At 68.1% G+C, this 26380-nt stretch carries 22 protein-coding genes; 11 read left to right on the top strand and 11 right to left on the bottom strand.

Annotated elements, in window-relative coordinates:
* Positions 1 to 10: 10 nt before the first annotated feature.
* Positions 11 to 157 (top strand): hypothetical protein, encoded by a 147-nt coding sequence (locus E8M80_RS26330; protein WP_206035694.1) that lies wholly within the window; start codon positions 11 to 13, stop codon positions 155 to 157.
* 285 nt (positions 158 to 442) lie between these two features.
* On the opposite strand, the gene E8M80_RS20240 is transcribed toward E8M80_RS26330, so the two are convergent.
* The 3 genes from E8M80_RS20240 to E8M80_RS20230 form a co-directional block, all read right to left on the bottom strand.
* The gene (locus E8M80_RS20240) at positions 443 to 1663 is read right to left on the bottom strand and encodes an acyltransferase (protein ID WP_137127546.1); all 1221 of its coding nucleotides are present in this window, start codon (positions 1661 to 1663) and stop codon (positions 443 to 445) included.
* A gap of 281 nt (positions 1664 to 1944) precedes the next feature.
* Positions 1945 to 3183, bottom strand: a complete 1239-nt coding sequence (locus E8M80_RS20235; protein WP_170979533.1) for an outer membrane beta-barrel protein — start codon at positions 3181 to 3183, stop codon at positions 1945 to 1947.
* Positions 3184 to 3229: 46 nt separating this feature from the next.
* Positions 3230 to 4939, bottom strand: coding sequence for a sensor histidine kinase (locus E8M80_RS20230; protein WP_137127544.1), 1710 nt, complete (start codon positions 4937 to 4939; stop codon positions 3230 to 3232).
* A 330-nt stretch (positions 4940 to 5269) separates the two neighbouring features.
* Between E8M80_RS20230 and E8M80_RS20225 the strand changes: the two genes are divergently transcribed.
* The gene (locus tag E8M80_RS20225) at positions 5270 to 5905 is read left to right on the top strand and encodes a response regulator transcription factor (RefSeq protein ID WP_170979532.1); all 636 of its coding nucleotides are present in this window, start codon (positions 5270 to 5272) and stop codon (positions 5903 to 5905) included.
* A gap of 127 nt (positions 5906 to 6032) precedes the next feature.
* Positions 6033 to 6656, top strand: a complete 624-nt coding sequence (locus E8M80_RS20220; RefSeq protein ID WP_170979531.1) for a helix-turn-helix domain-containing protein — start codon at positions 6033 to 6035, stop codon at positions 6654 to 6656.
* Here the strand turns inward: E8M80_RS20220 and E8M80_RS20215 are convergent.
* The 4 genes from E8M80_RS20215 to E8M80_RS20200 are packed head-to-tail and all read right to left on the bottom strand — an operon-like array spanning position 6643 to position 12531.
* A complete protein-coding gene (locus tag E8M80_RS20215; RefSeq protein WP_137127541.1) occupies positions 6643 to 8085 on the bottom strand; it encodes a hypothetical protein in 1443 nt (480 codons plus the stop codon). The two genes, E8M80_RS20220 and E8M80_RS20215, sit on opposite strands and share 14 nt — an antisense overlap.
* Entirely contained in the window at positions 8082 to 10322 is a 2241-nt protein-coding gene (locus E8M80_RS20210; RefSeq protein ID WP_137127540.1) for a polysaccharide biosynthesis tyrosine autokinase, read from the bottom strand. Before E8M80_RS20210 ends, E8M80_RS20215 begins: the two co-directional genes overlap by 4 nt.
* On the bottom strand, positions 10319 to 11284 hold the full coding sequence (locus E8M80_RS20205; RefSeq protein ID WP_137127539.1) for a glycosyltransferase family 2 protein: 966 nt from the start codon (positions 11282 to 11284) through the stop codon (positions 10319 to 10321). The genes E8M80_RS20210 and E8M80_RS20205 overlap by 4 nt, the downstream gene beginning before the upstream one ends.
* On the bottom strand, positions 11281 to 12531 hold the full coding sequence (locus tag E8M80_RS20200; RefSeq protein WP_137127538.1) for a glycosyltransferase family 4 protein: 1251 nt from the start codon (positions 12529 to 12531) through the stop codon (positions 11281 to 11283). The genes E8M80_RS20205 and E8M80_RS20200 overlap by 4 nt, the downstream gene beginning before the upstream one ends.
* Positions 12532 to 12818: 287 nt before the next feature.
* On the opposite strand from E8M80_RS20200, the gene E8M80_RS20195 reads away from it, so the two are divergent.
* Both E8M80_RS20195 and E8M80_RS20190 read left to right on the top strand, forming a co-directional pair.
* Entirely contained in the window at positions 12819 to 13388 is a 570-nt protein-coding gene (locus tag E8M80_RS20195; protein ID WP_240790136.1) for a polysaccharide biosynthesis/export family protein, read from the top strand.
* Between the two features lie 126 nt (positions 13389 to 13514).
* Complete coding sequence (locus E8M80_RS20190) at positions 13515 to 14228, top strand: sugar transferase (RefSeq protein WP_137127536.1); 714 nt, start codon at positions 13515 to 13517, stop codon at positions 14226 to 14228.
* A 10-nt stretch (positions 14229 to 14238) separates the two neighbouring features.
* Here E8M80_RS20190 and E8M80_RS20185 read toward each other — a convergent pair whose 3' ends face one another.
* Both E8M80_RS20185 and E8M80_RS20180 read right to left on the bottom strand, forming a co-directional pair.
* Complete coding sequence (locus tag E8M80_RS20185; protein WP_137127535.1) at positions 14239 to 15519, bottom strand: DUF4910 domain-containing protein; 1281 nt, start codon at positions 15517 to 15519, stop codon at positions 14239 to 14241.
* Positions 15516 to 16592 carry an NAD(P)-dependent oxidoreductase gene (locus E8M80_RS20180; RefSeq protein ID WP_137127534.1) on the bottom strand — a complete coding sequence of 359 codons (1077 nt, stop codon included), beginning with the start codon at positions 16590 to 16592 and terminating at the stop codon, positions 15516 to 15518. The genes E8M80_RS20185 and E8M80_RS20180 overlap by 4 nt, the downstream gene beginning before the upstream one ends.
* Before the next feature lie 369 nt (positions 16593 to 16961).
* Here E8M80_RS20180 and E8M80_RS20175 point away from each other — a divergent pair, with 369 nt between their 5' ends.
* From E8M80_RS20175 to E8M80_RS20155, 5 genes are read left to right on the top strand one after another with little or no spacing between them, the layout of a single operon-like run.
* Positions 16962 to 17840 (top strand): hypothetical protein, encoded by an 879-nt coding sequence (locus E8M80_RS20175; RefSeq protein WP_170979530.1) that lies wholly within the window; start codon positions 16962 to 16964, stop codon positions 17838 to 17840.
* An 11-nt stretch (positions 17841 to 17851) separates the two neighbouring features.
* Positions 17852 to 19204 (top strand): glutamate-1-semialdehyde 2,1-aminomutase, encoded by a 1353-nt coding sequence (locus E8M80_RS20170; protein WP_137127639.1) that lies wholly within the window; start codon positions 17852 to 17854, stop codon positions 19202 to 19204.
* Entirely contained in the window at positions 19201 to 20547 is a 1347-nt protein-coding gene (locus E8M80_RS20165) for a DUF4038 domain-containing protein (protein WP_137127532.1), read from the top strand. Before E8M80_RS20170 ends, E8M80_RS20165 begins: the two co-directional genes overlap by 4 nt.
* Positions 20504 to 21748 (top strand): polysaccharide pyruvyl transferase family protein, encoded by a 1245-nt coding sequence (locus E8M80_RS20160; RefSeq protein ID WP_206035693.1) that lies wholly within the window; start codon positions 20504 to 20506, stop codon positions 21746 to 21748. The genes E8M80_RS20165 and E8M80_RS20160 overlap by 44 nt, the downstream gene beginning before the upstream one ends.
* Positions 21748 to 23244, top strand: a complete 1497-nt coding sequence (locus E8M80_RS20155; protein WP_137127530.1) for an oligosaccharide flippase family protein — start codon at positions 21748 to 21750, stop codon at positions 23242 to 23244. The genes E8M80_RS20160 and E8M80_RS20155 overlap by 1 nt, the downstream gene beginning before the upstream one ends.
* On the opposite strand, the gene E8M80_RS20150 is transcribed toward E8M80_RS20155, so the two are convergent.
* Entirely contained in the window at positions 23190 to 24389 is a 1200-nt protein-coding gene (locus E8M80_RS20150) for a glycosyltransferase family 4 protein (protein WP_137127529.1), read from the bottom strand. The two genes, E8M80_RS20155 and E8M80_RS20150, sit on opposite strands and share 55 nt — an antisense overlap.
* A 143-nt stretch (positions 24390 to 24532) precedes the next feature.
* Between E8M80_RS20150 and E8M80_RS20145 the strand changes: the two genes are divergently transcribed.
* Complete coding sequence (locus tag E8M80_RS20145) at positions 24533 to 25516, top strand: glycosyltransferase family 2 protein (protein ID WP_170979528.1); 984 nt, start codon at positions 24533 to 24535, stop codon at positions 25514 to 25516.
* Between the two features lie 6 nt (positions 25517 to 25522).
* On the opposite strand, the gene rfbC is transcribed toward E8M80_RS20145, so the two are convergent.
* On the bottom strand, positions 25523 to 26053 hold the full coding sequence (gene rfbC, locus E8M80_RS20140) for a dTDP-4-dehydrorhamnose 3,5-epimerase (protein WP_137127527.1): 531 nt from the start codon (positions 26051 to 26053) through the stop codon (positions 25523 to 25525).
* Between the last annotated feature and the right edge of the window lie 327 nt (positions 26054 to 26380).

Here is a 26380-nt window from a genome sequence, read left to right as displayed (position 1 = left end):
GCGGCAGGGCGTGCTGCGGCTACTGAACTCTCGCAAGCTGGACCGGTTGGCCCGCGCGGTGGTGGGCGACCGGTTCGAGCGGCTCAAGGAAGACCTGGGCCTGGGCTGGACCATCCTGGCGCTGGCGCGCCGGAAGGGCCCCGGCAGCGGCGCCTGACGCGCGCCGCCCCGCCTGGAGCAGCGCCGTGCCTGGGGGGGCACGGTCTCGCCGGTCGGACGTAAGTTCCTCCAGAACCGATGTTTTCCGAAGCAAGAAATCCGATCAGATGTTTCCCTTGTTGCTCAAGGGCGTGACGGCGCGCGCTGATCCGAAAGACAAGCCTCATCGTCGCGCCGACTGCCGATGGCATGGCAAGCGGGGATCATGGCCAGGAGCGACCTGTCAGCACCTGCCGACCATCAAGACGGCGGGGCAATGCCAGCTTCACCGAAGCCTTTGGCATCAGGCCGAGCGGTGGCTCGCCTCGACGCCGACCGTGCGCCGCGTCTCCGCCTTTCGTGCCATTTGCCTGCCGCGCAGGGCCGACTGGACTGGCGCATCCAGCCAGCGGTGGAAGCTGGCCCCCACCGCAAGCGCGGCGACCGCACAGGCGAGCGCCGTAGCTTGTCCGACAGGCATGCCGAGCGATGCGATGAAGCGGACGGACAGCGTCAGCACCGCAAAATGCGTGAGGTATACCGAATAGGAGATGGAACCGAGTGCCGCCAGCGGACGCGGCGCTTTCCAGCCACCGCGGCGCTCCAGCGTCGTGACGGTCAGCAGGACGGTGCCGGCGGCCAGGTCGAGCAACAGGATCGGCAGGCCGTGGGTGTCCCGCTCGCCGATCCCTTCCCAGACCATGTCGCCCAGGAAGAGCCCTGCGGCAGCGACGAAGGCGAAGGACATTGCCCGAAGGCCGCAACGCTGTTCGATCCGCCGGCCGAGCATCGCGAAGGCGATCCCGATGCCGAGGCCCAGGCACCTCGGGCTGAGGTAGTTGGGAACCTCCGACGGCCCGACATGCTGGCCAGCCAACAGCAGCGCCAGCACCAGGCCTTGCCATGCGAAGATGGCGGCGAAGCCGATGCGCCGGTCGAACAGCGCGAGGGCCACCAGCAGGTAGAAGAAAGCCTCGTAGACCAGGAACCAACTGACATTCAGGAGAGGCTGGTGGTCCTGCGGCAGCAGCAGGAAGCTCGCCAACAGGCGCAACGGCTCAAGCTTCGTCGCCTTTTCCATACCGCCGTATCCGGCCACATAGAGCGCGAGCGCGGCGAGGCTGACGGTCCAGAAGGCCGGCAGCAGGCGCTGTGCCCGCTGGCGGAGGAACGCGGTCGCGCTTGTCCTTCGTTCGCGGTCCATCAGGTATACCCGGGCCATGACGTAGCCGCTGAGCACAAAGAGGAAGTCCACGCCGCGCGCGCCGCCATGGCCCAGGCCGCCGAAGGGCGGGTCGGCGCCCAGCGCGACGAGCACGTCGTCGAGATGGTAGAACAGCACCAGGAGGCTGGCGGCGCCGCGCAGCGCGTCGAGCGTGGTCAGTCTTCCAGGGGATGCCGCGGCTGGCCCGTTCTCCTTCGCCGACACCGTCGCACCGCCTCCCGACCTCGGCTGAAACATCAGTATGGTCGAAAGGTTCAGGCGGGTCCCTGAGGGCTGGCGAAAACTTGTCGGCACACACACGGGAGGACTTCAGGGCGCACGCACTGGCGGAGCGGCCTGACCTAGGCCGATACGCGCCAAGGCATTGATGCGGGAGAAACGTGCACGCATGGCGCGATCCAACGGCAGCAGCTTTCCGAAGCGTGCGTGGCCCGCCGGGCGTTCCGGAGAGCCTCCTGACGCAATAACCTGCCAGCCGGAACCACCCGGCCGGATGGCTTGCCCGGCAAACATACGCTTCGGAGCAAGCCAATGCCTGGGTGCCAGACCCTCGCCGAGGTTACGCCTGGCCGGACGCCGCCCTAGATCGCAAAACGCGCGCGGAGGAAGACGACATTCTCGTCGAAATCCGGAATGCCGCCCGAGCGCGAGAGGCGGTTCGTATACTGATAGTCTAGCGTGACGGCGATATTGCGGTTGACGAGCCATGTGGCCGAGGCGCGCAGGACGCCGTCCAGCGCGCTTTCCGAAGGCTGCTGGTAATCCTGCCTATTGAGCCCGGCCGAAGCGGACAGAATGATGTTGCGATAGAGTTCGTGGTCCGCGCGCAGCACCGCGTAGTCGCTCACGTAGCTCGCGCTGTTCGTGCGGATGGATTCGCGGATCGCCCGGCCGGCCGCGAAGCTGATCGTGGTCAGCGGCGTCACGTTCCAGGTAACGGCGATGTCGACGGCCGGCGTCTCGATCGGCTTGAACTGCGCGCCGCTGTAGTCGCGCCGGGCATAGCCGACGGCGATGCGTGCGGCCCAGACGCCGTCGAAGTCATAGCGGAAACCCACGAGGCCAGCCCAGGTCTCGCTGTCGCGGTCGCGCAGCAGGAGGTCCTGGTAGGTCACGGTCTGGTGTCGCACCCCGATCGTCAGCGTCCGGCCGGGCATGAACTCGTAGCCGCTGTCGAGGCGCAGCGTCAGGGTATCGTAGTCGAACACGGAGAAGGCCCCGACGCCGCCGGCACCCGCTTCGTCCTGGTAGCGGTACCGGGAATAGGTCGCCGAGGCGCCCAGCGGGATGCGGTTCAGCATGGTCGCGATGCCGGCGTCGATCTCGTCGACATCGTATGGAACCGGCTCGACGAGGCCCGCCTGCTGCGCGTCGACATTCTGCGGGTCGAGGTGTTCGCGCCGACGGACGTATGACGCGCGGACCGCGGTGACGCTGTCGATGTCGTAGCGCCCGAAGACGGAGGCGTCCCAGTCGGTCCAGTCGAGGTTGCGCTCGCTGAAATAGCGGCGGTCGGTCAGCCCCGCCGAGACGCCGACCGCATGGGTCGTCCAGTCGCTCGCGAGACGGGCGCGGAGCGCGGTCTCGCCGAAGCCGTCGCCACGCCGGGTCCTGTTCGACCCGAACAGGTTGTCGTCGTAGCCGATTCCCGCCGCCGCCGAGGCATCGAGCCGGAAGCTGCCCATGCGGACCCCGGCCGGGTCGACCTCGGGGCGCGGCCTTTCCATGACGGGCTGCCCGCGCGCGGGGACGGTGCGCAGATCCTCCTGCGCCGCCGCCGGCGCTGCCGGCGCGAGAAACGCCGCGACCAGGCATGCCATGAATGCCGGGGCGTGGGGCGACCTGACCGCATGCCGCATCTGACTGCTACCCCTTGATGTGCATCGCCCCTTGCGGGGGAGCGGTGTTGCCCGAAGCATTCAACGCGGCGTCCAGGTCGGGCACAGCCACGTCGTCCGTCAAGTTTTCCTGCGAAGCCGGATGCAGGAGAAGGCTCGCCCGCGTGCCGACGCCGGGCGTGCTCTCGATTTGCAGCATGCCGCCCGAGCGTTCTGCGAATTCGCGCGCCAGCGCTAGGCCGAGGCCGGTCCCCCGGCCGCGCGGCTTGGTCGTGAAGAAGGGCTCCAGGGCGTTGGCAAGCGTCTCAGCATCCATGCCGATTCCGGTGTCGACGATATCGATGCGGATCCATTCGCCGCCCTGCGATGCCTCGTCGGGCTTGGCCGAGCCGGGGCTTCCGATCAGCGCGGCGGAAATGGTCAGCATGCCCGAGCCCGCCGCCGCCATCGCGTCGCGCGAATTGGTGGCGAGGTTCACGAGCATCGCCTCGAGGTCGCCGGGGTCGGCGAGGGCGGGCGGCAGGGCCGCCGGCACGTCGAGGCGCACCGTGAACGTCTCCCCCAGCAGTTCCTGCATGACGTCCGCGAGCTCGGCAAGGAGCGAGGGGACATCGACCGGGCGCGGCCTGCGGCTGCTGCCGCGCGCGAGGGCCAGGAGGTCGCGTGCCCCATTCGCGCCGCGCCGCGCGGCGCCGCGTGCCCGATCGAGCAGCCGGGTCATCTCGGCCGGGTCGCCGGCGGCGCCGGGGATGGCCCTGAGGTAGGTCTCGACCACCTGCATCACATTGCCCATGTCGTGCGCGACGCCGGCCGTGAGGCGACCCAGGGTCTCGAGGTCCTGGCGCTCGGCCAGGGCGCGGAGCGCCGCATCGTGGTCCCGCCGGGCACGGGCGAGAGCCGCGCCGAGGTCCCGCCGATCCTCGCGGCGCCGCGCGAGGTCGGTCACCAGGATGCCGAGCATGGCGCCAAGGATCGCGGCCAGGATGACCGGCGGCGGGAAGACCTGGCGCGGCGCGACGGGCGCGACCGACACGGCGGCAACGGCCGCCAGATCCGTGCCCGCGACCGGTGTCCAGGCGACCCGGGCCGTCGTTCCGGCATCGTCGGGCGGCATCGCAAGGGCGCCGGGCGCCGCAAGTGCCGTCCGGGGGAGCCCCGACAGATACCGTTCCGCCGCGCGGAGCGGTCCGGCGGCGGCCGGCCGCAACGCCGGGGCCATTCCGACCCGGAACAAGGCGACCTCCGCCGCGCCGTCCGATGCAGACAGGCGGCCGAGCGGAAGCGTCACGGTCACGGCCCCGCCGGCGGGGGGCGCAGCGGCGTGCTCGACGACGATGCCGAGGACGCCCGGCGAAGGCTCAGTGAGATCGACCCTGGGGGAGGAGCGCGGGACCAGGGGATCCTGCGGCGTATCCGCATCCGGCCGGAGCAGGATGGTGACGCCGGCGCCGCCTTCGATCTCCCGACGGGCGGCGGTCGCGCCGTCCTGCGATGCGAGCGCCAGTCGGGCGATCGCCTGCGCTTGCCCGACCGCGGCGGCGACGTGGGCCGCCGTTGCGGCTGCGACCTGCTGCGCCTGGCGCCCCGCCGCGCTGCCCGCCAACTCCTGGCGTTCCGCCGGCATCAGCGTCATCGCCAGTCCGCCCGCCGCGATGCAGCCCGCGACGGCGGACAGCCCGATGAAGGGCCAGCGCGAGGCGCGCCGCCCCGACGCGGCGCGGGAAGTCGGCTGTTTCACCTAGCGCCCGACGCGGCCGGCGCGTTCCACCCGGCCCGTGCCGTCATGGCGGAGGCAGTCCGGCCTGGGAACACCTGCCGTGACATGATCCTCGGCCCCCTCGACACCGCGCATTTACGTATACCGCGCGCCTCGCTCGCTGCAGGCATGCTTTTTTCGATACAGTTTGCCAGATAGAAGCACGGATTTGCGGATGAAAGCATGCCCGGCTTGTGATCCAGATCAAATGAAAAATGCTCTTGTGGTCGTCGAGTATGTTAAAGAATATTGCCGGGGGCGGTCCAATATAATCTGCTCGTTGAGGTTGATGTCATGAATACAGACCAGATCGTGCATCTGCTCGATGATGACGCCGATATCCGCGAGTCCGTGGGCATCCTACTCACGCAAAACGGGTATTCGGTCCATAAGCATGCCTCGGCAGACGCCTTTCTGACCACATTCCTCCCCCACCGCCCGGGCTCCAGGCCGATGGTCGTCATCACGGATGTCGAGATGCCGGGGCGCAGCGGTCTCGCCCTGCTGCACGACTTGCGGCCGGGGCAGGAAGGACCTGGCCAGGCGCTGCGCATCATCCTGCTGAGCGGGCACGCCTGCGTGCCGCTCGCGGTCCAGGCGATGCGCAGCGGGGCAGCCCATGTGATCGAAAAGCCGGCGGACCCCGACCTCCTGCTGAAGGCAGTCAAGGACGCCTTCGCAGACCTCGAGCAGGGCGATCCCAAGGATCCGGCCGCCGCCGAGCGCCTCAGGTCCCTCACGCCGCGGGAACGCGAGGTGCTCGCGAGCTTCGTGACCCGCGGGTCGAACAAGGGCGTGGCGAACGCGCTGCGCATGAGCCCGCGGACGGTCGAGGTCCATCGTTCCCGCATCGTCCGCAAGTCGGGCGCGAGTTCGGTGCCGGAACTCGTGCGCATCGCGATCGCGGCGGGGATCGTGGAGGAAACCTCGTCGTCGACACACGCCTGACGCGAGTCGCAGCGTGAATATAACGTGAGGGTACCGTCAGGGTTCTCCCGTATGGCGGTGCAGCATTTCTCTTCATACCGTCTGTCCAACGCCGGGCCTTCCAGCCCCCCCCCGGATGGAGGACGCCATGTTGATCAGGCAGCACGACCCCGAGCTCCTGCGTGAGCTGCGGTCCTCCCCGCCCTTGTCCTCGGGCGTCGCGAAGCGGTTGCGCCGGGGCGAGGTCCTGCGCACCCAGGATCGCGGCACGGAACAGGCCCTGCAGGTCGAGCAGGGCTGCCTGCGTGTCTGTCATCCCCATTCGGACGGCAGGCGCCAGATCACCGAATTCCTCTTTGCCGGTGACCGGATCGGTCTGGCAGAGGTGCGCTCGCACAACGGCAGCATCGAAGCGGTGACGCCCGCCGCCATCACCCTCCAGCCGACCGATCCGCGGGACGAGGAACAGGCGACGGACTTCTACAACGCCCGGCTCGGCGTGCTGCAGGCGAAGCTTTTCATGCTCGGCCACAAGAACGCACGCGAGAAGCTCGCCGCCTTCATCATCGAGATGTCGGACCGGATCGCCGCCGGTGGCAACGAGGTGGTGCTGCCGATGTCGCGCTACGACATTGCCGACTATCTCTGCCTCTCGCCCGAGACCGTGTGCCGCAACTTCACCCAGATGGTCGCGGACGGGCTCGTGGCTCTGCCCGAGAGCCATGCGGTGCAGATCCTGCACCGCGCCTCGCTGGAATTCATCGGCCGCTGAGCCCGCCGGGCGCGGGATAGGCAAGCATCGTCGCCACGCGCGCGATCGCGTCACGCTCCCGTCGGGCATCCATGCGCGCCCGGATCGCGGCGGCGGCGAGGATCCCGATTTGCACGAAGAAGATCGGGGTCGTTATCACCGGCGCCGAGAGCAGTCCGGCAAGGCATTGCCCGGCAAGCGCGGCGCCGAAGGCGTCCATCGCGATCGCCGACGGGTGCGGCGGCAGCGCGCGGGCCATGCGGACCGCGCGCCGCAGACAGAGCCCGAACCACACGACCGCGACCAAGCCCACCAGCCCGGCGCCCGCCAGAAGACCGGGCACCACGCTCGAGGCCCGCGTGCTGCCCCAGCCGATCCCGAGCCCGCCGCTCGCCATGAACGCGTCCCAGGCGGCGGCGTTCATCGCGCTCCGTTCGGCGAAGGAGTCGGACTCTCCTTTGCTGAGCGTCGTCGCCACGACATCGCCGATCTGCACCAGGAGTTCGGGGCGCAGCACCAGCAGCGCCGTGGCCCCAAGGGTCGCGGCCACAAGCGGCATGGCGAGGGTCCGCAACAGCTTCTTCAGCGCCACTTTTCGGCCGCGCAGCGCCGCCATCACCAGCATGCCGGGCAAGCCGATAGCGACCGCGGCGATCCCGGTCGTCGAGGTGGAGAGGAAGATCGCGACCAGCACCAGCACGAGCAGGATGTCGGCGCGCATCACTGTTCGGCCACGAAGGCAGAGGCCCGTGCAGGCGAAGGCCACGCCGACCAGATAGAAGCTGAGCGCGGATGGCTCGGCGAAGGTCGATTGCAGGCGCGGCATCGCGCCGAGGCTCTGCTCGACGATCGTCCAACCGGGGTTGGAGTAGAACAACTCGCGCGGGAAGGGCAGGCGGAGCGTGCGCGCGACGAACTCCCACCCGGCGATCCCGACGACCAGCCAGCCCCCCAGCAGGTAGGCGCGCACCAGCGATGCCCATGCCGTCCCGGGCCGCCCGAAGGCGAGCGCCGCGGCGCAGCTCAGCGCAACATTGGCCGCAAGGTAGACGACTTGGTTCAGGTTGCCTTGGCCGGGCGCCAGCGGAACCGGCTGAAGCCACAGCGGGTCGAGCTTCTGCGGCCAGACGATGATGTGCCCGGCAAAGACCTCGGGCATCAGGACCGCGGTCAGCGCGGCGTAGGCGAACATCACGAGCAACGGCGCCATGATGCCCAGCACCGGCGCTTCGGCGGGGCTGCGCCGGCCGGCCAGGTAGTGTATCGCGACCAGCCCGACCAGCATCCCCGCCGGCACCAGGCCGGGTTGCACGCCGAGCGAGCCGAGGATGACCGCCGCCGCTGCTTCGAATACCCCGGCCACGAGGATCAATTGCGCGAGCCGCGTGGCGTTCCCCATCGCGAGGACGCAAAACGCGAGGACGACGATGCCGATCGGCGTCGGTGTCACACGCGCCCGTCCGTCGGATGCCCGTAATAGCCACGATGATGCCGGAAAAGGTGGGCAAGGCCGTGGTCGGCCTGGCGGGCGAAGTGCCGGAGCTTCACCTGCGTCATCACGGCGCCGAGCACTTGGGCCCCGCTGCCCTGCAGCAGGCGCAGCGCGTCGCGCGCAGCCGCGCGCGGCGTGTGTTCCCACCGGACCGCGAGCACCGTTGCATCCGTCGCCCGCGCGACCAGCAGCGCATCGGCCGCCGGCAGCACCGGCGGGGTGTCGAGCACGACCAGGTCGAAATTCTCCGACGCCCATTCCAGGAATTTGCCGAGGCGTGGCGAGCCCAGCAGTTCCTGGGCATCCCCCGCGAGGCGCCCGCTCGGCAGCAGGTGGAGGCCCTTCTCGATCTCGCGCAGCACTTCGCGCCCGTCGCCCACGAGGTTCCCGGCCAGGATCTCGGCCAGGCCGGCGCCGCGATCGGCCTCCCCTGTCCCGGTCATGATCGGGTTGCGCATGTCGGCGCCGACGAGCAGGACGCGCGAGCCGCTGCGCGCCGCGCTCCGCGCGAGGCCGAGGGCGAGGGCGGACTTTCCTTCGCGCGGCAGGGCGGAGGTGACCGTGACGGTGCGGATGCGCCGCTCGCGCCCGAGCACCTGGATGATGCCCCTGAGGCGCGCGACGGATGCGGCGTACTGCGCGGCGGCGACGCCGCTGCCGCCCAGCATCGCCCGTTGGCCGACCTTGGGCAGCAGCCCGATCGAGGCGACGCCGAGCGCCCCCTCGAGCGCATCGGGCGTCGAGAACCCGTCGCGCAGCCGTTCGATGAGGAAGGCGAGGACGATGCCGGCGACCAGCGACCCCCCGAAGGCGAGCGCCAGGAGGCGTCCGCGCCGCGGCCCGCTCGGCGCCTCGGCGGGGATCGCCTCGGAGACCAGCTCGGCATCCGCCTCCTGGATGCCGGATGCGTTCGCGAGCTGCGTGGCCCGGTTGAGGAAGCTCTCGTAGATCGCGCGGTTGGCTTGGGCTTCCGCCTGCAGGCTCTGCAGGCGCACCTCCGCGATGTTGTCCCGCGCGACGGTCGCCCGGAGCGCGGCCATGCGGTCGCGCAGGGATTGTTCCTGCGCACGGGCCGCCGCGACCTCGCTGCGCAGCCCGGCCATCGCGTTGGCCATCTCCTCGCGCAGGCGCCGCTGCAGTCCCACGAGCTCCGCGCGCGCGGCCATCATGTCGGGCGCGCGGGCGCCGAGCCGGGCCGAGAGCTGCGCCTCCCGCGCCGCGACCACCGCCTCCTGGTCGCGCAGCGTCCGGATGATCGGCGAATTCATCACCTCGGGCAGCGCGTCCGCGCGGCCGCCCGCACGAAGCGCCGCCTGCGCCTCGTCGAGCTGGCCCTCCTTGCGCAGGCGGTCCGCCTCGGCGGCCACGAGCTGGCGCGCGATGTCGTCGAGCTGCTGCCGGTTGACGGTCAGGACGGGGGTGGCGCCGGAACGCATGCCGATCATCTCGGTCAGCCCGTGCTCGATCCGATACGCCTCGATGGCCCGCTCGGACTGGCGCATGCGCTCCGCCAGCTCGCCGAGGCGATCGTTGAACCAGGCATGGGCGCGCTCCATTGCGGCGCCCTTCTGCCGCCGCCGGAATTCCAGCAAATCATTTGCGAGCGCGTTGACGATCCTGGCGCTCAGCTCGGGCGATTGGGTCTCGATCCAGACGATCAGGACATTGGAGCGCGGCTCGTTCTGGACGCCGATGCGCGACGCCAGAATCGCCGCCGCCATCTCACGCGCATCGCCGGTGGCCGGGATTCGCACGGCATCGGGGAACAGGCCGAAGGTATCGTGCAGCATCGCCATGACGCGGGCGGAGAGGCCCGGGCCGCCCTTGAACTCGGGCTCCTCGGCAAGGCCGAGTTGGTCGACGACGCGGCGCGAGATGGCGGGGGAGCGCAGGATGTCGATCTGCGTGCGCATGACGTTCGCACTGCTGGAGTCGGCCGAGATCGCCTGCAGGTCGCTTACCTGCGTGCTGCGCGGCTCGATGAGCACCGAGGCCTCGGCGCGATAGACGGGCGGCGAGCGGTCGAGCCAGGCGAAGGCGGCGGCAAGGCCGGCCACGAGCACCAGCAGCACCAGCCATGCCCGCCGGATCAGCACGGCGAGCAGCCGCCGCACCGGGACGCCGAGCGGCTCGTCCTCCCGGAAGGCGTCGGCGTCCTGACGGGACGGGGCGAGCGTGAGGGCGGGCAGGGTCATTGGCGTGATTCCCGGCGGTAGGTCGTGCCGGGCCCGGATGCAACGGTCCCGATCATGCCCCGCCCTCCACGCCCGCTATTCGATGGGCCGAGCGCCAGGACGCGCTCGGGCGTCAGGCGTCCGCGCACGAGGTCGACAAGCCCCAGCATGTTGCCGCGCAGCCGACCCCGCCGATCGATCCATGGCTCGGGTCGCACCGCGCGCAGCAGGTTCGCCGCCAGGTTGCGCCCGACCTGCAGCGCAGCGCGACGCAGCCCGTAGGCCGGGACACCGCGGGCGATGTAGAAGGGATTGATGACTTGGGAGTAGCCGAGCTGCAGCCCTGCGGTCCGGCCGCCCTTGACCCCGAGATGCACGCCGCGCGCGCCCGCGACGCGCAGGATCTCGCCATGCGCAGCAAGCCGGCAGGACAGTTCGGCATCCTCCTGCCAGGCATAGAGCGGCATCCGCTCGTCGAAGCGGAGGCCGGTCCGGCGGAGGGTCTCGAGTCGGATCGCCATGTTGCACCCGTAGCCATTGGGCACGGGCGTCGTGGCGAGCGGGTCCGCGCAGGGCGAGGCGGCTTCGAGGACCGCGCGCGCTTCGGCGAAGCCCAGCCCCTTGCCGGTCGCCCCGTCCGCCAGGACGGTCCCCGTCGCGACCACGAGTCCCGGCCGCAGCGTGAAAAGGCGCGCCATCACCGCAACGTAGTCCTTGCGGAGCAGGAAGTCGTCGTCGAGGAACAACAGCAGGTCGCAGTCCCGCACATGGTCGATGATACGGTTGCGCTGCCGCGGCAGGCCGGGCTCGGCGCTCACGTACTCGACCCCGGATGCGCGGGTCGGCGCTGCGGGCACGTCCTCGGCGCGCGCATGGCAGACCACGATGCGGTCGGGCCGCCGCGTCTGCCGCGCGAGGTCCGCGACGGTCTGCGCGAGGACCGCCGCACGGCCGAAGGTGGGAATGCCGATGGCGATCCTCATCCGTGTTCTCCCTGGACGGGTTCCCAGGCAGGCGGCGCGCCGCGCAGGGCCGTCGGTGCTGTCTGGTTCGGGCCGGCCATTCGTGCGGCGACGGTGGCGCGGATCTCATCGCGACGACGGCGTGGCTGCAGCAGCGCCGTCGGGACCTGCCGGGCGAGCGCCGATGCCGCGGCGTGCGCAGCCACGGAGAGCCGCGACCAACGCTCGGGGTCCTGCGCGAGTCCGCGCAGAGCCGCGGCCGCGACGTCGAGGTCCGGTTCCGCCCAGACGCTGTCGCGGTAGATGCCCGCATCGTCCACGACCGGCACGAGCCGCGCAGGCACCAGCACCGCATTCGTGCCGTCCATGAAGTCGAGATTGCCCGACCATGCGGTGGCGATGACCGGGACCCCGTGGCCCATCGCCTCGATCATCGGCAGGCCGAAGCCTTCGGCACGGTGGAGAGAGAGGAGAACGTCGGCGGATGCGTGGAGGCGCGCCAGCGCATCTGCATCGAGGAAGTCTCGAAGGATGGTGACATTGGCGCAGCCGGCCGCAGCACGCGCCAGTTCGCAGCCATCCTCGGCGCCGCCGTTCAGCTTGACCACGAGGCGTGCGCCCGGGCTGTCGCCGAAGGCCGCGCGGAACGCAGCGATCGCACCCATGGGGTTCTTGCGCGCGAAGCTCGACCGACTGTCGCCAAAGCAGAGCACGGTGAAGGGACACGCGCCATCCCGCGTGCGCCGCCGCGCAACCGGCACGACATGGGGAACGACCTCCATGGGAAGGTCCGTCAGCCGGCGAAGGCTCCGCTGCGAAAAGCGGCTCGGTGTCCAGACTTCATGCAGCAGGCTGTCGAAGCCGTGCCAGTCTCTCGGCGGGTCGGGCAGCTCCCAGGCCCAGTAGCCGATGCGCCACGCACGCGCCGCCGCAGGCATCATGGCGGTGAGGAGCTGGGCTGTCTGCGGGCCGCCGCAATGCACGACATAGGCCGATGCCGGCGTGTGGCGCGAGCGGAACAGCGGGTTGCGCAGAACCGCGCCGGCATCGATCAGCTCGGCATCGACGCCCATGCGCCGCAGCATCGCGTGCTGCAGGCGGGCGCCGTTGGCGATGCCGTTGTTGCGCCCGAGCGCGGCGACGATGGCGACGCGGCCGAAGCTGCGCTCCGCCTCTGCGCTGCCGACGGACAGCCGAACGTACTGCGCGCAGGCCCGCGAGTAGACCTGCGCGAGCGCCGGCTTGAACTGCGCCTTCCAGGGGGTCATGGCCGACCCCGGTACGGGCGTGCGCGCATCGACGGCGTCTGTTCCGAGATCATGCGCATTGATGGCGGCCGGGGGCGGCGCGCTTCAAACGGCACCGCGGAAAAGTCTTCCCTCGAAGCGCGCGGGGGGACGCTAAACCCTTGGTCGACGGTCGTCGCGACGCGCGCAGTGCTGACTGTGCGAGCAGGATCAATGCGTGGCGCTTTGCTCCGTGGTGGCCCTATGCTCGGATGGAGCGGTCGCAGGCGCGCAGGATGCGCCGACCGCAGAAGGGGAGAGAAATTATCGTGAGCCTATCCTTCGCCCGCAGGAGCTTCCTGCCCGTCGCCCTTGTCGTTGCCGGCTGCGCCGGACCGGGCGCGGACCTCCCGCCGCTGCCCGGCGCGCCGAGCGGGCCCTACAGGCTCGCGGCGGAGGACCAGCTCCGCATCACGGTCTTCGAGGATACCCGCCTGTCGGGCGAGTTCCGCGTGGCGGATTCCGGCACGGTCGCGATCCCTCTGCTCGGCCCCGTGCGCGTGCTCGGCCTTACGGTCGCCGAGGCCGAGGCCCTGATCCGGCGCGAGTTCCAGCGCCGCCAGTTGCTTCAGGACCCGGGCGTCGCCGTCCAGGTCGTCGCCTACCGCCCGCTCTTTGTCCTCGGCATGGTCGAGCGCGGCGGGCAGTTCCCCTTCCAGCCGGGGATGACGGTGCTTTCGGCCGTCGCGCTTGCCGGCGGCTTCAACTACCGCGCCATCCAGGACCGTGTCTCGGTCACGCGCCTCGACGCGGATGGGCGCAGCCGTGAGTACCGCGCCGGTCGCGCGGATCTGCTGCAGCCCGGCGACGTCGTCACCGTGTTCGAGCGGCGCTTCTGACACTTTCGCAGCGTCAGCACGACAACCGACGGATGCGCGGTCGCCGGAAGCGTCGCGCGGATGCAGCCAAGAGTTTTTGCTCCCTGTCTTTGAACGGCAAGCACGCCGCATCGCACCTTCCACGTCATGGATGGCATGCGAACGACCGGCGGCGCGGCACAACTCGAACGGACGGTGTCGGCACCGCAGGGCACGGTCCGGATACCGCGCGCCGACGCGGCGTGGTCGGGGCGCCCCAAGCGCGCCATGGACCTTGTCCTCGCCGTGGCGCTTATGGTTCCATTGGTTCCGATACTCGCCGCCATTGCCCTGTTGCTGCGCATCACGAGCGGGCCGCAGGTGCTGGTGCGTCACCCGCGCATCGGGCGCAACGGCCAGGTGTTTCCCTGCCTCAAGTTCCGCACGATGGTCCTCAATTCAGACCGGGTGCTCGCGACGCATCTCGAGCGGAATGAGGCCGCGCGGCGCGAATGGCAGCAGCGCCGCAAGCTGACGGACGACCCGCGCGTGACGCCGGTCGGGCGGCTGCTGCGGCGCAGTTCGCTTGACGAACTCCCGCAGATCCTGAACGTGCTCCGCGGCGAGATGAGCCTGGTCGGCCCGCGCCCCGTCGTGCAGGCCGAGCTCGACGAGCACTACCGCGGCGAGGCTGCGCACCTCTATTGCAGCGTCAGGCCCGGCGTGACCGGCCTCTGGCAGGTGAGCGGGCGCAGCGGGCTCGCCTACCACGATCGCGTACGCCTCGATGTCGAGTACGTCCGCAACGCATCTCTGGCTCTCGACCTTCGTATCCTTTGCAGGACCCCCTTGGTCGTGCTGCGCGCACGCGGCGCCTGCTAAAGCAGCCCGTTCAGTCGGGAACCAGCAAGCCCTCGCGTTCCAGGACCGCGGCGGTCGCGGCGATCGTCGCGAAGGGGAGGGCGGCGCGCTCGGCGATGTCGAGCAGGCTCCGCGACCCGTCCGCCTGGTTCAGCAGCCAGAGCATCGCGAGGTTGCGGCGGGCGGCGTCGGGATCGCCCCCGAGCGCGGCATAGAGGCCCCTGCGACCGAGCTGCGGCTCACAGAACGGGAAGGCGTTGCGCAGGTGGCGATCCTGCTCGAGGATCGAGAGCGCGTTCTCGATCAGGGCGAGCGAAGCCGCGAGCTTCTCGGGCCGCACGAAGTCGAGGTCGTCGGCCGAGGTGTGGTATTCGGGGAACTCGCCATACGGGCTGCGCTGCAGGAGGCCGACCGGCAGGTCGAAGCCGGGCGAGCAGAACTGCCTCTCGTCGTAGCCATAGGGCGAGAAGTCGCGCAGCCGGGCCGACGGTTCGGCGTGTTGCAGCACATGCGCCATGGCGGCGTCGATCGGCGCGTCGCCGCGCCGGCTGCGCTTGTAGGTGGCCGCGCCCGCATCCCCCACGCCCGCGACGACCAGGCCGTGGCGGATGCGAAGTGCCGTCTCCCGGTTGCGGGCCAGCCACGTGATCGCGCCGATGGTGCCGGGCGCGAACAGGAAGCGGTAGCTCAGCCGCGTCCGCCGCCCCGCCATGCGGGCCGCGAGGAACGCGAGCACCGCCATCCCCGAGCAGTTGTCGTTGGCAAGGGAGGGGTGGCAGCAATGCGCCGAGAGCAGCACCTCCTCCTCCGTCTCGCCCCGGTGCAGGTACTCGCCGTAGGTGAGGCTGCCGTCGAGGTGCTCGGCATCGATGCGCGCGCGATAGAGGCCCTCCGGCAGGGCTTCGAGCGCGTCATGCGCCATGCAGAACCCCCATGCCTCCGCGTAGTAGGAGGTGCGGTACGGGATCACCGAGGGCTGCGCGGGCAGGGTGTGGATGTGGCGCCGCAGTTCCGCGAGCGGCAGCACGGCATCGACCGCGGCGCTGTAGCTCACGACATGCAGGCTGGAGGCGCGGAAGTCGAGCACGCGGCGCCCCGCGGAGTCCTCGATGAACGCGTCGCGGATGCGCCATTCGCGGGGCACCGTCCAGTCGAAGACCGCGGTTCCGCTCGGCACCTCGTGGATCGCCAGGGGCACGTGCCGGCGGAGCATGTCGAGGCTCCGCCGCAGGCCGTCGCCCGTGATGCTGCGGCAGATCGGGTAGAGCCCGGCGACGAGGGCGTGCAGCGCCGCGCCCGTCTCCGCGGTCATGGGGCCGGCAGCAGCGCGGCGTCCGTCCTGTCCTGGCCCTGCGCCGCGCTGCGGCGGAGGTCGGGGCCGAGCACGCCCTCCGCCATCAGCATCCGGATGTGCCCGATGCGCTGATAGCGCGGTCCCTCGAACGCCTCGAGGTCGAGGTCCGATGCGCGGTAGGCCTCATAGAGCTGCTCGGCGCCGCGCCGGACGTCCCATTCGGGCCGGAAGGCCGGCAGGCAGCGCGCGATCTTCGAGAAGTCCACGCGATACGACCGCAGGTCGGGCCCGGCATCGGTCGCGATCTCGATGCGGCAGCCCGGCACGACCTCGGCCACCACCTCGGCGATGTCGCGGATGCGGTAGTTGTGTGCGGTCTGCCCGACGTTGAAGGCCTGGTTGAAGACCACGTCCTCGGGCGCCTCCAGCGCCGCGATGAAGGCGCGCGAGATGTCCTCGATATGGACGATCGGCCGCCAGGGCGAGCCGTCGGACTTCAGCAGGATGCGCCCCGTCGTCGTCGCCCAGGCGACGAGGTTGTTGAGGACGATGTCGAAGCGGATCCGCGGCGACAGCCCATAGGCCGTGGCGGGGCGGAGGAAGGTCGGGCAGAAGCCGTCACCCGCGAGCGCGCCGATGTCGCGCTCCGACCGGACCTTCGACCGGCCGTAGGCGGTGACGGGGTTGAGCGCGCCGGTCTCATCGAGCAGCCCTTCTCCGGCCTTGCCGTAGTTCGAGCAGGAGGAGGCGAGCAGGAAGCGGCGCACGCCGACGCGCTTCGCGAGCCGTGCCAGGCGGACGCTGCCATGGTGATTGATGTCGTAGGTCCGCGCCTCGTCGAGGTTGCCGAGCGGATCGTTGGAGAGCGCTGCGAGGTGGATGACCGCGTCGAAGCCGGCGATCTCCTCCGCCTCGACGTCGCGCAGGTCGCGCGCGATCGTGGGCACGGAGACGATCGGACCGCCGGGGGCGTAGGTGCAGCGTTCATAGAGCCCGCTGTCGAGGCCGGTGACGTCGTGCCCCGCGGCGAGCAGCATCGGCGTCATCACGGTGCCGATGTAGCCGAGATGACCGGTGATCAGGACCTTCATGTCGCGGCTCCTCGGCTTTGCGATCGAACGAGGCGAGAGTGGCCGGCCCGCGGTGTCGGGGAGAACGGCCGCACGGGGAAAACTTGTCGTGCGAATGTGGCGTCGCGCATCCCGCGATCGGCGGGCGAACGCGCCATCCGCGGCAGCCTTGGGTTGAATTCCTTGCCATGCGGCTTGAAGGGGCGCCCGGGTTTCCCCGGTGTTGCGTCGTCGCCGCGGCCGTTGCGAGCCATGGATGCAACGCCGGGCGCGTGTTCAACCCTGCGGCAATGACGGATGTCAGTGCGCCGCGTCGACGCAGCATCGATGTTCCCCCTCGAACGACGCAACGCACGAAGGGCCTCGGCCCGAGGGCAGGGGAGTACGATGATGATGGGCCATGCCGCCTCGACCCTGTTGCCGCGCCTGGCCGCGGCGTCGCCCGCGTCCCGGCCGGCCGGGCAGGACGCGCGCTTCCGCACCTTCCGCGAAGGTCCCTTCGTCGCGAACTTCCTGCGCCAGGCGCCGATGGAGCGCTTCTGGCTTTCCGACCTGCGACGCTTCTGCCTGTTCCTCTATATGCTGCGTGAGTCCGATTGGATGCGCGACGGACAGGCGGGACGCGTCCCCTTCGCGCTGGCGGCCACGCGGTCGCAACTGTCGCTCGCCCGCCTGTCGCAGTTGCTCGAGATGGCGCATGCGACCGGCGACTTCGAGCGCCGCCGTGACCCGCGCGATGCGCGCCAGTACGTCTTCGAGCCGAGCGCGCGGGCGTTCGACCTGCTCGATCGCCTCGTGGAGGACTTCCACGAAGCCGCACCCGCGCTGATCGGTCGCCGCGCGCCCGTGACGATGGCGCGCGGGCGCGCGGCGCAGCGCCGCTTCATCGAAGGCATGCTGCAGTTCCTCGGCGGCCTCGATCTCGGGAATCGGGGCGTGGGGAGCCTCAGCTTCATGCTCGCGATGCTCGACCTGCATCTGCACAGCCCGCTCGCGACGACGGACCTGATCCGGCGCGAGGCCGATAGGCTGCATGTGACCCCGGTCACGATCCGCAACCTGCTGCGGCGCGCGGAGCAGCGGGACATGCTTCGTCGCGACAGGCGCATGCTATCCCTGAGCGAGCAGGGCCTGCGCCGCGTTAGGGTCGGGATGGACGCGTTCGAGGCGCTGGTCGCGCAGGTCCTGCTCCCCGAGGCAATGCCGGGCCGAACCGCGGAGTGGCGCCGTTCCGGCCGTCCGTCGCACGTCCCGGCCTCGATCGCATGACGGTGGGCAGGATGGGCATCCAGCATCGCGGCTTCGCAACCTCCGAGCGTCTCCGCAGCGTGGCGCATCACCTGATCCCCGGCGGCTGCCATACTTATGCGAAGGGGGATGACCAGTATCCGGTCCTTTCGCCCGGCTTCATCGCACGCGGGTCGGGATGCCGCGTCTGGGACGTCGACGGCAACGAGTACATCGAGTTCGGCATGGGCAATCGCGCGGTCGGCCTCGGGCACGCGTGGCCTGAGGTGGTCGCCGCAGCGCGCGAGGCCATGACGCATGGCGCGAACTTCACGCGCCCGGCGGCGATCGAGGTGGAATGCGCCGAGCAGTTCCTGGACCTGATCGGCACGGCGGAGATGGTGAAGTTCTGCAAGGACGGGTCCGACGCGACCTCGGCCGCGATGCGCTTGGCGCGCGCCTGGACGGGGCGGGATCTGATCGCGATCTGTAGCGATCATCCTTTCTTCTCCACCGACGACTGGTTCATGGGCACGACACCGGTCGATGCCGGCATCCCCGAGACGGTGAAGCGCCTGACGCTTTGCTTCCGCTACAACGACATTGGCAGCGTGCGCAGTCTGTTCGCGGAGCATCCGCGGCAAATAGCCGCCCTGATCCTCGAACCTTCCCGCGGGGAGGAGCCGGTCAGCGGCTTCCTGCACGAGGTGCGACGGCTCTGCACCGAGAACGGAACGCTGCTCATCCTTGACGAGATGATCACGGGCTTCCGTTGGCACGTGAACGGCGCGCAGCGGCTCTACGGCGTGGATCCGGACCTCAGCACCTTCGGCAAGGCGCTCGCCAACGGCTTCTCACTCTCGGCCCTCGCCGGCAAGCGTGAGATCATGAGCCTCGGCGGCCTGGAGCAGACGGAACGGCCGCGCGTCTTCCTGCTCTCCACGACCCATGGCGCCGAGACCCACGCCATGGCGGCCGGCATTGCGAACATGCAAATCTATCGCCGCGAGCCGGTCATAGAGCACCTGCACCGGCAAGGGGCCTCGCTGCGCACTCAGGCGGAGCAGGCAATCCAGCGACATGGTCTGCAGGAGCATGTCCGTATTGTTGGACGGAACTGCTGCCTGGCCTATGCGACGCTGGATGTGGAGGGAAAACCGTCGCAGGCGTTCCGCTCGCTCCTGCTGCAGGAGACGATCCGCCGCGGCGTCCTGATGCCCTCCCTGGTTGTAAGCTATGCGCACCAGGACGAAGACATCGCGCGGACAGTCGACGCCCTGGACGGCGCCCTCAACGTCTACCGCATGGCCATGGAGAGCGGCGTCGAGCGGTTCCTGGTCGGTCGCCCGTCGGATATCGTCTATCGGCGTTACAACACGGCCCGTCCCGTGTCGGTCGCGGGATGATCAGCTTGAAAGGCGGCTCCCCGCTCCCCCGACGGATCCTCCTCGGCGCTGGTTCCGCCTTTGCCGTCCTGCCTCGACGTCCTTCGGCACAGGCGCGCATATTTCCCCTGCGCATTGCGCCCGATCGGCGTCGCCTTGTTGATTCGGCAGGATGGCCCTTTCTCGTGCACGGCGACACGGCCTGGTCTTTGCTTGCCCAGCTGCGCTTCGAGGATGCGGAGTTCTACCTTCAGCGCCGAAGTGAACAGCGGTTCAACACTCTCCTTGTGAACCTCATCGAGCACAAGTTCGCTTCCCGAGCACCTCTCAACGCCTATGGGGATGCACCATTTCTCAGGTCGGGAGACTTCGCCGCACCGAATGACGCCTACTTTGCGCATGTGGACCGGGTGCTGCTCCGCGCGAGGGCACTAGGCTTCCTTGTGCTGCTCGCGCCGGCCTATCTCGGCTACGGTGGGAACGACGAAGGCTGGTACCAGGCGATGGTGACCGCGGGCGAAGATCGCCTGCTTCGTTATGGCGAGTTCATCGGCCGGCGCTACGGCGGCATGGACAACATCATCTGGGTCCATGGAGGCGACTACAACCCGCCGAGGCGATCCCTCGTCGAGGCGGTCGTCGAGGGCATTCGCAAGCACGCGCCGAACGCCCTTCATACGGCGCATGGCGCACCGGAAACCGACGCGGCCTTGTTCTGGGGCGGGCTTCCCTGGCTCGATCTCGATACGCTGTACACCTACCGGCCCGTGCATACTGCGGCGCTACGGGCGGAAAACCGACGACCTCGCCGGCCCTTCCTGCTCATCGAGAGCGCCTATGAAAATGAGCATGGGGTTCGTGCGGATAGGCTGCGTACCCAGGCATACCAGGCCGTGCTCGGTGGCGCGTGCGGCCAGGTCTTCGGCAACAATCCGATCTGGCATTTCGGCACGCCCCATGCCCGTCCAGCACCGGTCACTTGGCGGCAGGCGCTGGACGGCCGAGGCAGCCGCAGCATGGAGCACTTGCTGAAGTTCTTTGCCGAGGTCTCCTGGGCACAACTCGTGCCGGTGGCGACAGGTGCCATGCTTGCCGAGGCGTCGTCGCAGTCGGCCGAACCGATCTCGGCTGCCATGACGTTGGATCGTCGGACGGCACTGCTGCACTTCACGGAAGTGACGCCGTTCAGAGTGGCCTTGGAAGGGCTGCAGGGCCGGCGCCACACCGCGCGATGGTACGACCCTGCAAATGGAACCTACCGCCCGGCGATTAGGTTGGGCCGTTCAAGCGGCCGGTATGAGCTGCCAGGAACAAATGCCGATGGTGCAGCCGATTGGATCTTGGACATCAGGTCGTATGACTAGCAACCCGAGAATTGCCCTCTTCGGCCAGTTCGGCATCGGCAACCTCGGCAACGATGGTTCGCTCGAAGCGATGGTGCTCGCCATTCGCCGGCACCACCCCGAGGCCAGGATCTATGCCGTCTGCTCCGCGCCTGACGCGCTCGATCCGGGTCTTGCCGTCCCCGGCATATCATGGACCCGCAAGGAACTGCGGAACCCGGTGCTCAGGTGGCTGAACGGGACAGCATTGCGCATTCCCTACAAGCTGCTGGGCCCCATCCGCGCGCGCCGCATCCTCCGCCGCTTCGATGCGCTGATCATCCCGGGGACCGGCATCCTCGACGATTTCGGTGAACGCCCGCGCGGTGTGCCCTTCGTCATCTTCAAGTGGGCTTTGGCGGCACGCCTAGCGGGATGCCCCTTCGCCATGGTCAGCATCGGCGCAGGTCCCATTCATCGCCGTCTCAGCCGGTTCTTCATGCTCACAGCCTCACGTTACGCGCACTTCCTCACCTTCCGCGATGAGCCATCCCGGGACTTTGCTCGACGGCATCACGTGCCTGTCTCCGCCGATGACGTGTTTCCGGATCTTGCATTCGGGCTGCCGATCCCCGAGCGCGCATCATGGCCGCCCGCGAACGCACCGGTCCTAGGCCTCGGTGTCATGCGTTACCGCGGTTGGACCAACGATGATGGCGGCATCTACCAAGCCTATATCGGGAAGCTCGCACGGTTCGCGATTGCCATGCTCCAGCAGGGCTATCGAATTCGACTGATGATCGGTGAGGATGCGGACGAGGAAGCCGTCGAGGCCCTACGGACCACCATTGCGGAGCAGGGGGCGCGCGGCCTGCTTGCATCCGTCGAATATATGCCGGCCCGGAGCCTGGGCGATGTCATGGAGCAAATGGCGAGGGTTGATGTTGCGGTTGCGACGCGCTTTCACAATGTCGTCTGTGCACTCATGGCTGGCACGCCGGTAATCTCGCTCAGCTATGGCAGCAAGAATGACGTCCTGCTTCAGGACATGGGCCTCGGGGCCTTCACCTCTCACGTTGAGCGGTTCGAGCTTGGTTGGCTCGAGGATCGCGTGAAGACACTGATGGCGGAGCGGGAGGAGCATGCACTGCGCATAGCCGAGCGCGTCGAGGCCTATCGTGACCGCCTCGCCTCACAGGAGAAGCGTATGTTCAGCGCGCTCCGCCTGTCCGAGGCGCACTGATGGAACTGAGGCTCGCGCTGCTGGTGACGACGGGCGACCGCTACGTCTCGATGGCGGTCAACTTCATCTCGCTCGCTGTTGTTGCTCGCCTCATGGCGCCTGAGGATTTCGGCGTCGCGGTCCTCGGCGCGGCGATCACGTCAGTCGCTGTGGCGGCCCGGGAGTTTGCCTCTCAGACCTGGCTGATCCAACGCCAGGAGCTCTCCACCCCCACCGTCAGGTCGTTCTTCACAGTCATGGTCCTCGTCACCTTGCTGATAGTCGGTGGAATCTATGGGGCCGCCGATTGGATCGAGCAGATCTACGATCGGGAAGGAATCACGTTCTATCTGCATCTGATTTGCCTCGCTCTACTGATCGAGCCGATCTCCCAGACTATCGGGGGCCTACTGCGTCGCGAGTTGGCATTCGGCAAAGTTGCAATCCTGAATATCACGAATGCCATGGTCTACGGCTTCGTCATAGTGGAGTTGGTCGCCCTTGGCATGACATTCGAGGCGTTCGGATGGGCTTGGCTCGCTTCAGCATCAACGACGTCTGTAGTGGCGGTTTTCCTTCGGCGGGATCTACGCATCTTCGTACCCCTCGGCGCAGGGCTCCTGGAGCCCTTGCGGTTCGGCGCCTACAATGGAAGTTCTGCCCTCCTCCATCGAACGTTCGAAGCGCTTCCGCTGCTGGCCGTGGGCCATATCCTCAACGTCGCCGCGACCGGCATGTTCCAGCGCGTGCTGACCGTTGCCCAGTTGCCGGATCGCATGCTCTTGAGCGGCGTCATCTCGGTCGCCCTGCCAGCCTTCGCGCGCGAGGCGAGGAAAGGCGGTAATCTCCGTCAGGCCTATCTGCGCGCTATCGAGTATATAGCGGCTTTTCAGTGGCCGGCCCTCGCGCTGCTCGCAGTCCTGGCGGATCCCATCATCCTGATGCTCTTCGGCAGCCAGTGGACCGACGTGGCGGATCTTCTACCCATCGCGGCAGTCGCGTGGATGTTCTTCTTTACCGCGGAGATCAACTATCCGGTTCTCGTGGTCTGCGGCGCGATCCGGGCCAATCTGATCAGGGCGGCGATCATCTATCCCGCGAGTGGTGCTCTCATCATAGCTGCTGCCGGGTGGGGTCTCGAAGCGGCGGTGTGGAGCCTGCTCATCGTCGGTCCCTTCCAATGCGTCGTTTCGATGCTCTTTGTTCGCCGGGTCGTGGCTTTCTCAGCGTGGGATCTCCTCGCGCATGCTTGGCGAGGAATGGTCCTGGCACTGGCAGCATCTATCGGACCACTGCTGCTGACTCAGATCGGCTTCCTCGGACTCACGAATCCCGTCGTTCAATTGCTCCTGGCCGCGCCACTAGCCGGGATAGGTTGGCTGCTGGCCATCCTTGCCACGGCTCATCCGCTGCGCGGGTCGCTTTCCGGCGTGCCCGGAGCACGCTCGAACACTCTCGTGGCCTATCTTTTGCGGATCTCTTCGAAGCGCCGGATACGCTCTTCGACCGCTCCGTAAGCGGCATCCTCCGAGAAAAACCTCTCGAACACGACGCGCGCCCCGCGAGACTTTTCCGCCAGAAGGACCGGATCGCGAAGCAGTTCGATCGCGCGATCCGCAAAGGTATTGCCGTCATCCGCCACGAAACCCGCCAGGTCCAGTTGATTCGGGTGGGCGGGATCCACGCCGACACGGGTGGTTACGATGGCACGGCCGAACGAAATCGCTTCAGCGACCTTGGTCTTGACACTCGCTGTACCTTCGATGAGCGGCGCCACCACCACTTGCGCCTTCCTGTACTCGGCGGCGAGATCACCAACTGGTCCCACGGCCTCGACCCCCTTCGGAACAGGACCGAGAGACTGCACCACTCGGCCGACGACGCGCAGCCGCGCGGAAGGCAGATCCGCGATGATGCGCGGCCAGGCCTCGGCTAGGAACCAGGCAATGCCACTGCGATTGAAAGGAGTGTCGTTGCCGACGAAGAGCAGGCGCTGGCCGCCGTCCATCAATTCCAGTTCGGCAAACTGTGCCGTCGAGCCCATGCCGACGACCACGACATCCGCGCCGGGCAGGGCCTGGGCCAGCGCGCGCGCATCGTCGTCGATGTTTGCGGCGATGACGTCGCAGGCTCGCGCGGCATCAAGGAACCACTCTGGGATTGCGTCGGTATCCTGTCCCAATCCAAGGGTCCGGCCCGGTATGATGGATGGTAGTCCAATGATGCGCGGGCCTGAATCGCGAAGCATCGGTGCCATACGAACGGCGCCGAAGCACAACACGGCCACCTGGAACCCGAGGTCGCGCAACTCCTTCCGGATCCATGCCACCTCCACTTCGCTGAACTCGGATGCGCCGGGCTGGGTTGCCGCCATCTGAGTGCCCAGCTTTCGTGCCAGCACGCGCAGCGAGAAGCGTGGATCGAGGCATGCGACGACACGCCCGATTCGAACCCCGTTCCTCATGCGATAGGAGGAATAGCTCTCGATTGCGTACGGGCTCCGGAAGAAGGGCATCGAACGGCCGCGTGTCATGTCCGTGACGCGGAAATGACAGTCATGGCCGCGTCTTTTCAGACGGCGAGCCAGCCTATGAATGTATTCGGGGTCACCACCGTAATCCGCCTCGTAGGGGTAGGATTGGATAAAAGCGATGAGCGCCATGGTTCCGGTTGTCCACTCAGATCCAATTTTGCCGAAAGGTCATCCGGTACGATAGGAAAAACTTTCAGGGGATTCACGACTTACCGTGGATTTCCGCGCCCGGTGCGGCATCCTTGAAGCATTGACTGATCCCGGAGAGGGCCGTGCCAACCGTCGACGTTGTCATTCCGAATTATCGCTATGGTCGCTACCTGCGGGACTGCGTCGGCAGCATCCGCGGGCAGGGCATCGAGGGGTTGCGGATCCTCATCGTCGACAATGCGTCCGATGACGACAGCCGGCAGGTCGCACGCTCGCTCGCCGCCGAGGACGCACGAATTCACCTGCTGCTGCGCGAAAAAAACCTCGGTCCTCAAGCTTCCTTCAACGCCGGCATCGACTGGGCCGAGGCTGACTACATGCTGATCATACCGGCCGACGATATGCTGACAGAGTCGGCCCTGGATCGCGCGCTCACGACCCTGGAGATCGACCGCGGCGCCGCCATGGCGATCGGCGAGGAGGCAATCTTCGACGAGACTGTTGGACCGCCCGACCTCACCAGGATGCCGCATCAATTGCATTGGCGCTTCGATGGCGGGTGCGACTTCATCCGTACTCTCTGCGACGCCCCTAACACATCGCTCGCTTGTGCTTCCGTCCTCGTTCGCACGCCGATCCAGAAGCGCGCTGGCCACTACCGGCCAGAACTGCCCTACACCGACGACTGGGAGATGATGATGCGCCTCGCCCTGTTCGGGCGCGTCGCGCGAAGCCAATGCGTTCAGGGGCTGCGCCGTGAGCATGGTGCCAACATGTCGTGCCTCTTCTGGCGTCGCCGGATCGACTCCCTGCGCCACCGCGAGGACGCATTCGTGAGCTTCTTCTCGCACGAAGGCGCTGCGATGGCGGAAGCGTCTGATTTGCTGCGGATCGTCCGCGCCCGGCTTGGCGCCGCAGCTTGGTGGGCGGCCGCCTCTCATCTCGTGAAGGGCGACGTGAATGCCGCGATGGAGCTGCTGCGCTTCGCCTACTCGCGTGCGCCGCGCAGCCGATGGATGCCGCCGCTCGAGCACCTCTGGCGCATGCCGAATGCGAGGGGTCACGCTTTGCGGGTTATCCGCGACTCGCTGTTGCCGCGACGCTGAACGACCTCAGCGAGCGAAGGCAGGCCAGTCACGATCCTTCTCCGAGATGGCGGACGGCGGAAGCGGCCATTCTATGCCGAATGCCGGATCGTCATGCCGTACGCCGTAGGACGCCTCCGGTACGTAGAACTCGGAGATGAGGTAGGCGACGACCGTCTCGGCCTCTAGTGTCTGAAAGCCGTGCGCTACGCCCTTGGGAACGTAAAGCGAGCGGCCGTTATCCGCCGTTAGATCGAAGCCCTCCCAACGTCCAAAGGTCGGCGAGTCAGGTCGCAGGTCGACGAGAACGTCCCTGATGGCGCCGCGGATGCAACGTACGATCTTCACCTCGGCATGAGGGGCACGCTGGAAGTGCATGCCGCGGACCGTGCCGCACAGTCGTGAATGGGAGACGCTGTGCTGGACGAAGGACGTCTCGAGCCCCTGTGCGGCAAATTCTCTCGTGCAGAAGGTGCGCGCGAAGGACCCGCGTACATCGTAATGCGGTTCCGGCTCGATCAGGACAACGTCAGGCAGTGTGGTCGGGCTAAAGCGCATGTGAGAGGGCCTCTGTACGGGCGCGATGGAGTTGCCCCCATCAAACCGGACAGTCGGCGTGGGTTGCTGACTGCGTAGCGATGAACTCACGGGGCGAGCGCATGCGCAAGCCGCCGTGAGGGGTAAGCGTGCGCCGACGACTGCGGCGTGATGGCCTTGACGCGGCTCAGGTGGCGTCGGGCCGCAGGTTCCATGGCGCGAGTTCACTTGAAGTTGCCCCGGTTCTGTGGACGGTCTGCGGGCAGTGGTCAGTCCTTCATGAGCATCTTCCTTGCTTCGAATTCGATGGGCGAGAGGTAGCCGAGGGACGAATGGCGCCTGGTCGGG

Source organism: Roseomonas sp. HF4 (assembly GCF_005222755.1).
In the GTDB taxonomy this organism is placed as follows: domain Bacteria; phylum Pseudomonadota; class Alphaproteobacteria; order Acetobacterales; family Acetobacteraceae; genus Neoroseomonas.
This window is presented reverse-complemented; position numbering and strand designations above follow the sequence as displayed.

Coding starts and splice junctions, on each gene's coding strand:
- E8M80_RS20190 (WP_137127536.1), top strand. CDS start 13,515: ATGGATGGCATGCGAACGACCGGCGGCGCGGCACAACTCGAACGGACG.
- E8M80_RS20200 (WP_137127538.1), bottom strand. CDS start 12,531: ATGACCCCCTGGAAGGCGCAGTTCAAGCCGGCGCTCGCGCAGGTCTAC.
- E8M80_RS20210 (WP_137127540.1), bottom strand. CDS start 10,322: ATGACCCTGCCCGCCCTCACGCTCGCCCCGTCCCGTCAGGACGCCGAC.
- E8M80_RS20165 (WP_137127532.1), top strand. CDS start 19,201: ATGATCAGCTTGAAAGGCGGCTCCCCGCTCCCCCGACGGATCCTCCTC.
- E8M80_RS20220 (WP_170979531.1), top strand. CDS start 6,033: ATGTTGATCAGGCAGCACGACCCCGAGCTCCTGCGTGAGCTGCGGTCC.
- E8M80_RS20170 (WP_137127639.1), top strand. CDS start 17,852: ATGGGCATCCAGCATCGCGGCTTCGCAACCTCCGAGCGTCTCCGCAGC.
- E8M80_RS20205 (WP_137127539.1), bottom strand. CDS start 11,284: ATGAGGATCGCCATCGGCATTCCCACCTTCGGCCGTGCGGCGGTCCTC.
- E8M80_RS20180 (WP_137127534.1), bottom strand. CDS start 16,592: ATGAAGGTCCTGATCACCGGTCATCTCGGCTACATCGGCACCGTGATG.
- E8M80_RS20175 (WP_170979530.1), top strand. CDS start 16,962: ATGATGGGCCATGCCGCCTCGACCCTGTTGCCGCGCCTGGCCGCGGCG.
- rfbC (WP_137127527.1), bottom strand. CDS start 26,053: ATGCGCTTTAGCCCGACCACACTGCCTGACGTTGTCCTGATCGAGCCG.
- E8M80_RS20185 (WP_137127535.1), bottom strand. CDS start 15,519: ATGACCGCGGAGACGGGCGCGGCGCTGCACGCCCTCGTCGCCGGGCTC.
- E8M80_RS20235 (WP_170979533.1), bottom strand. CDS start 3,183: ATGGCATGCCTGGTCGCGGCGTTTCTCGCGCCGGCAGCGCCGGCGGCG.
- E8M80_RS20150 (WP_137127529.1), bottom strand. CDS start 24,389: ATGGCGCTCATCGCTTTTATCCAATCCTACCCCTACGAGGCGGATTAC.
- E8M80_RS20155 (WP_137127530.1), top strand. CDS start 21,748: ATGGAACTGAGGCTCGCGCTGCTGGTGACGACGGGCGACCGCTACGTC.
- E8M80_RS20160 (WP_206035693.1), top strand. CDS start 20,504: ATGGTGCAGCCGATTGGATCTTGGACATCAGGTCGTATGACTAGCAAC.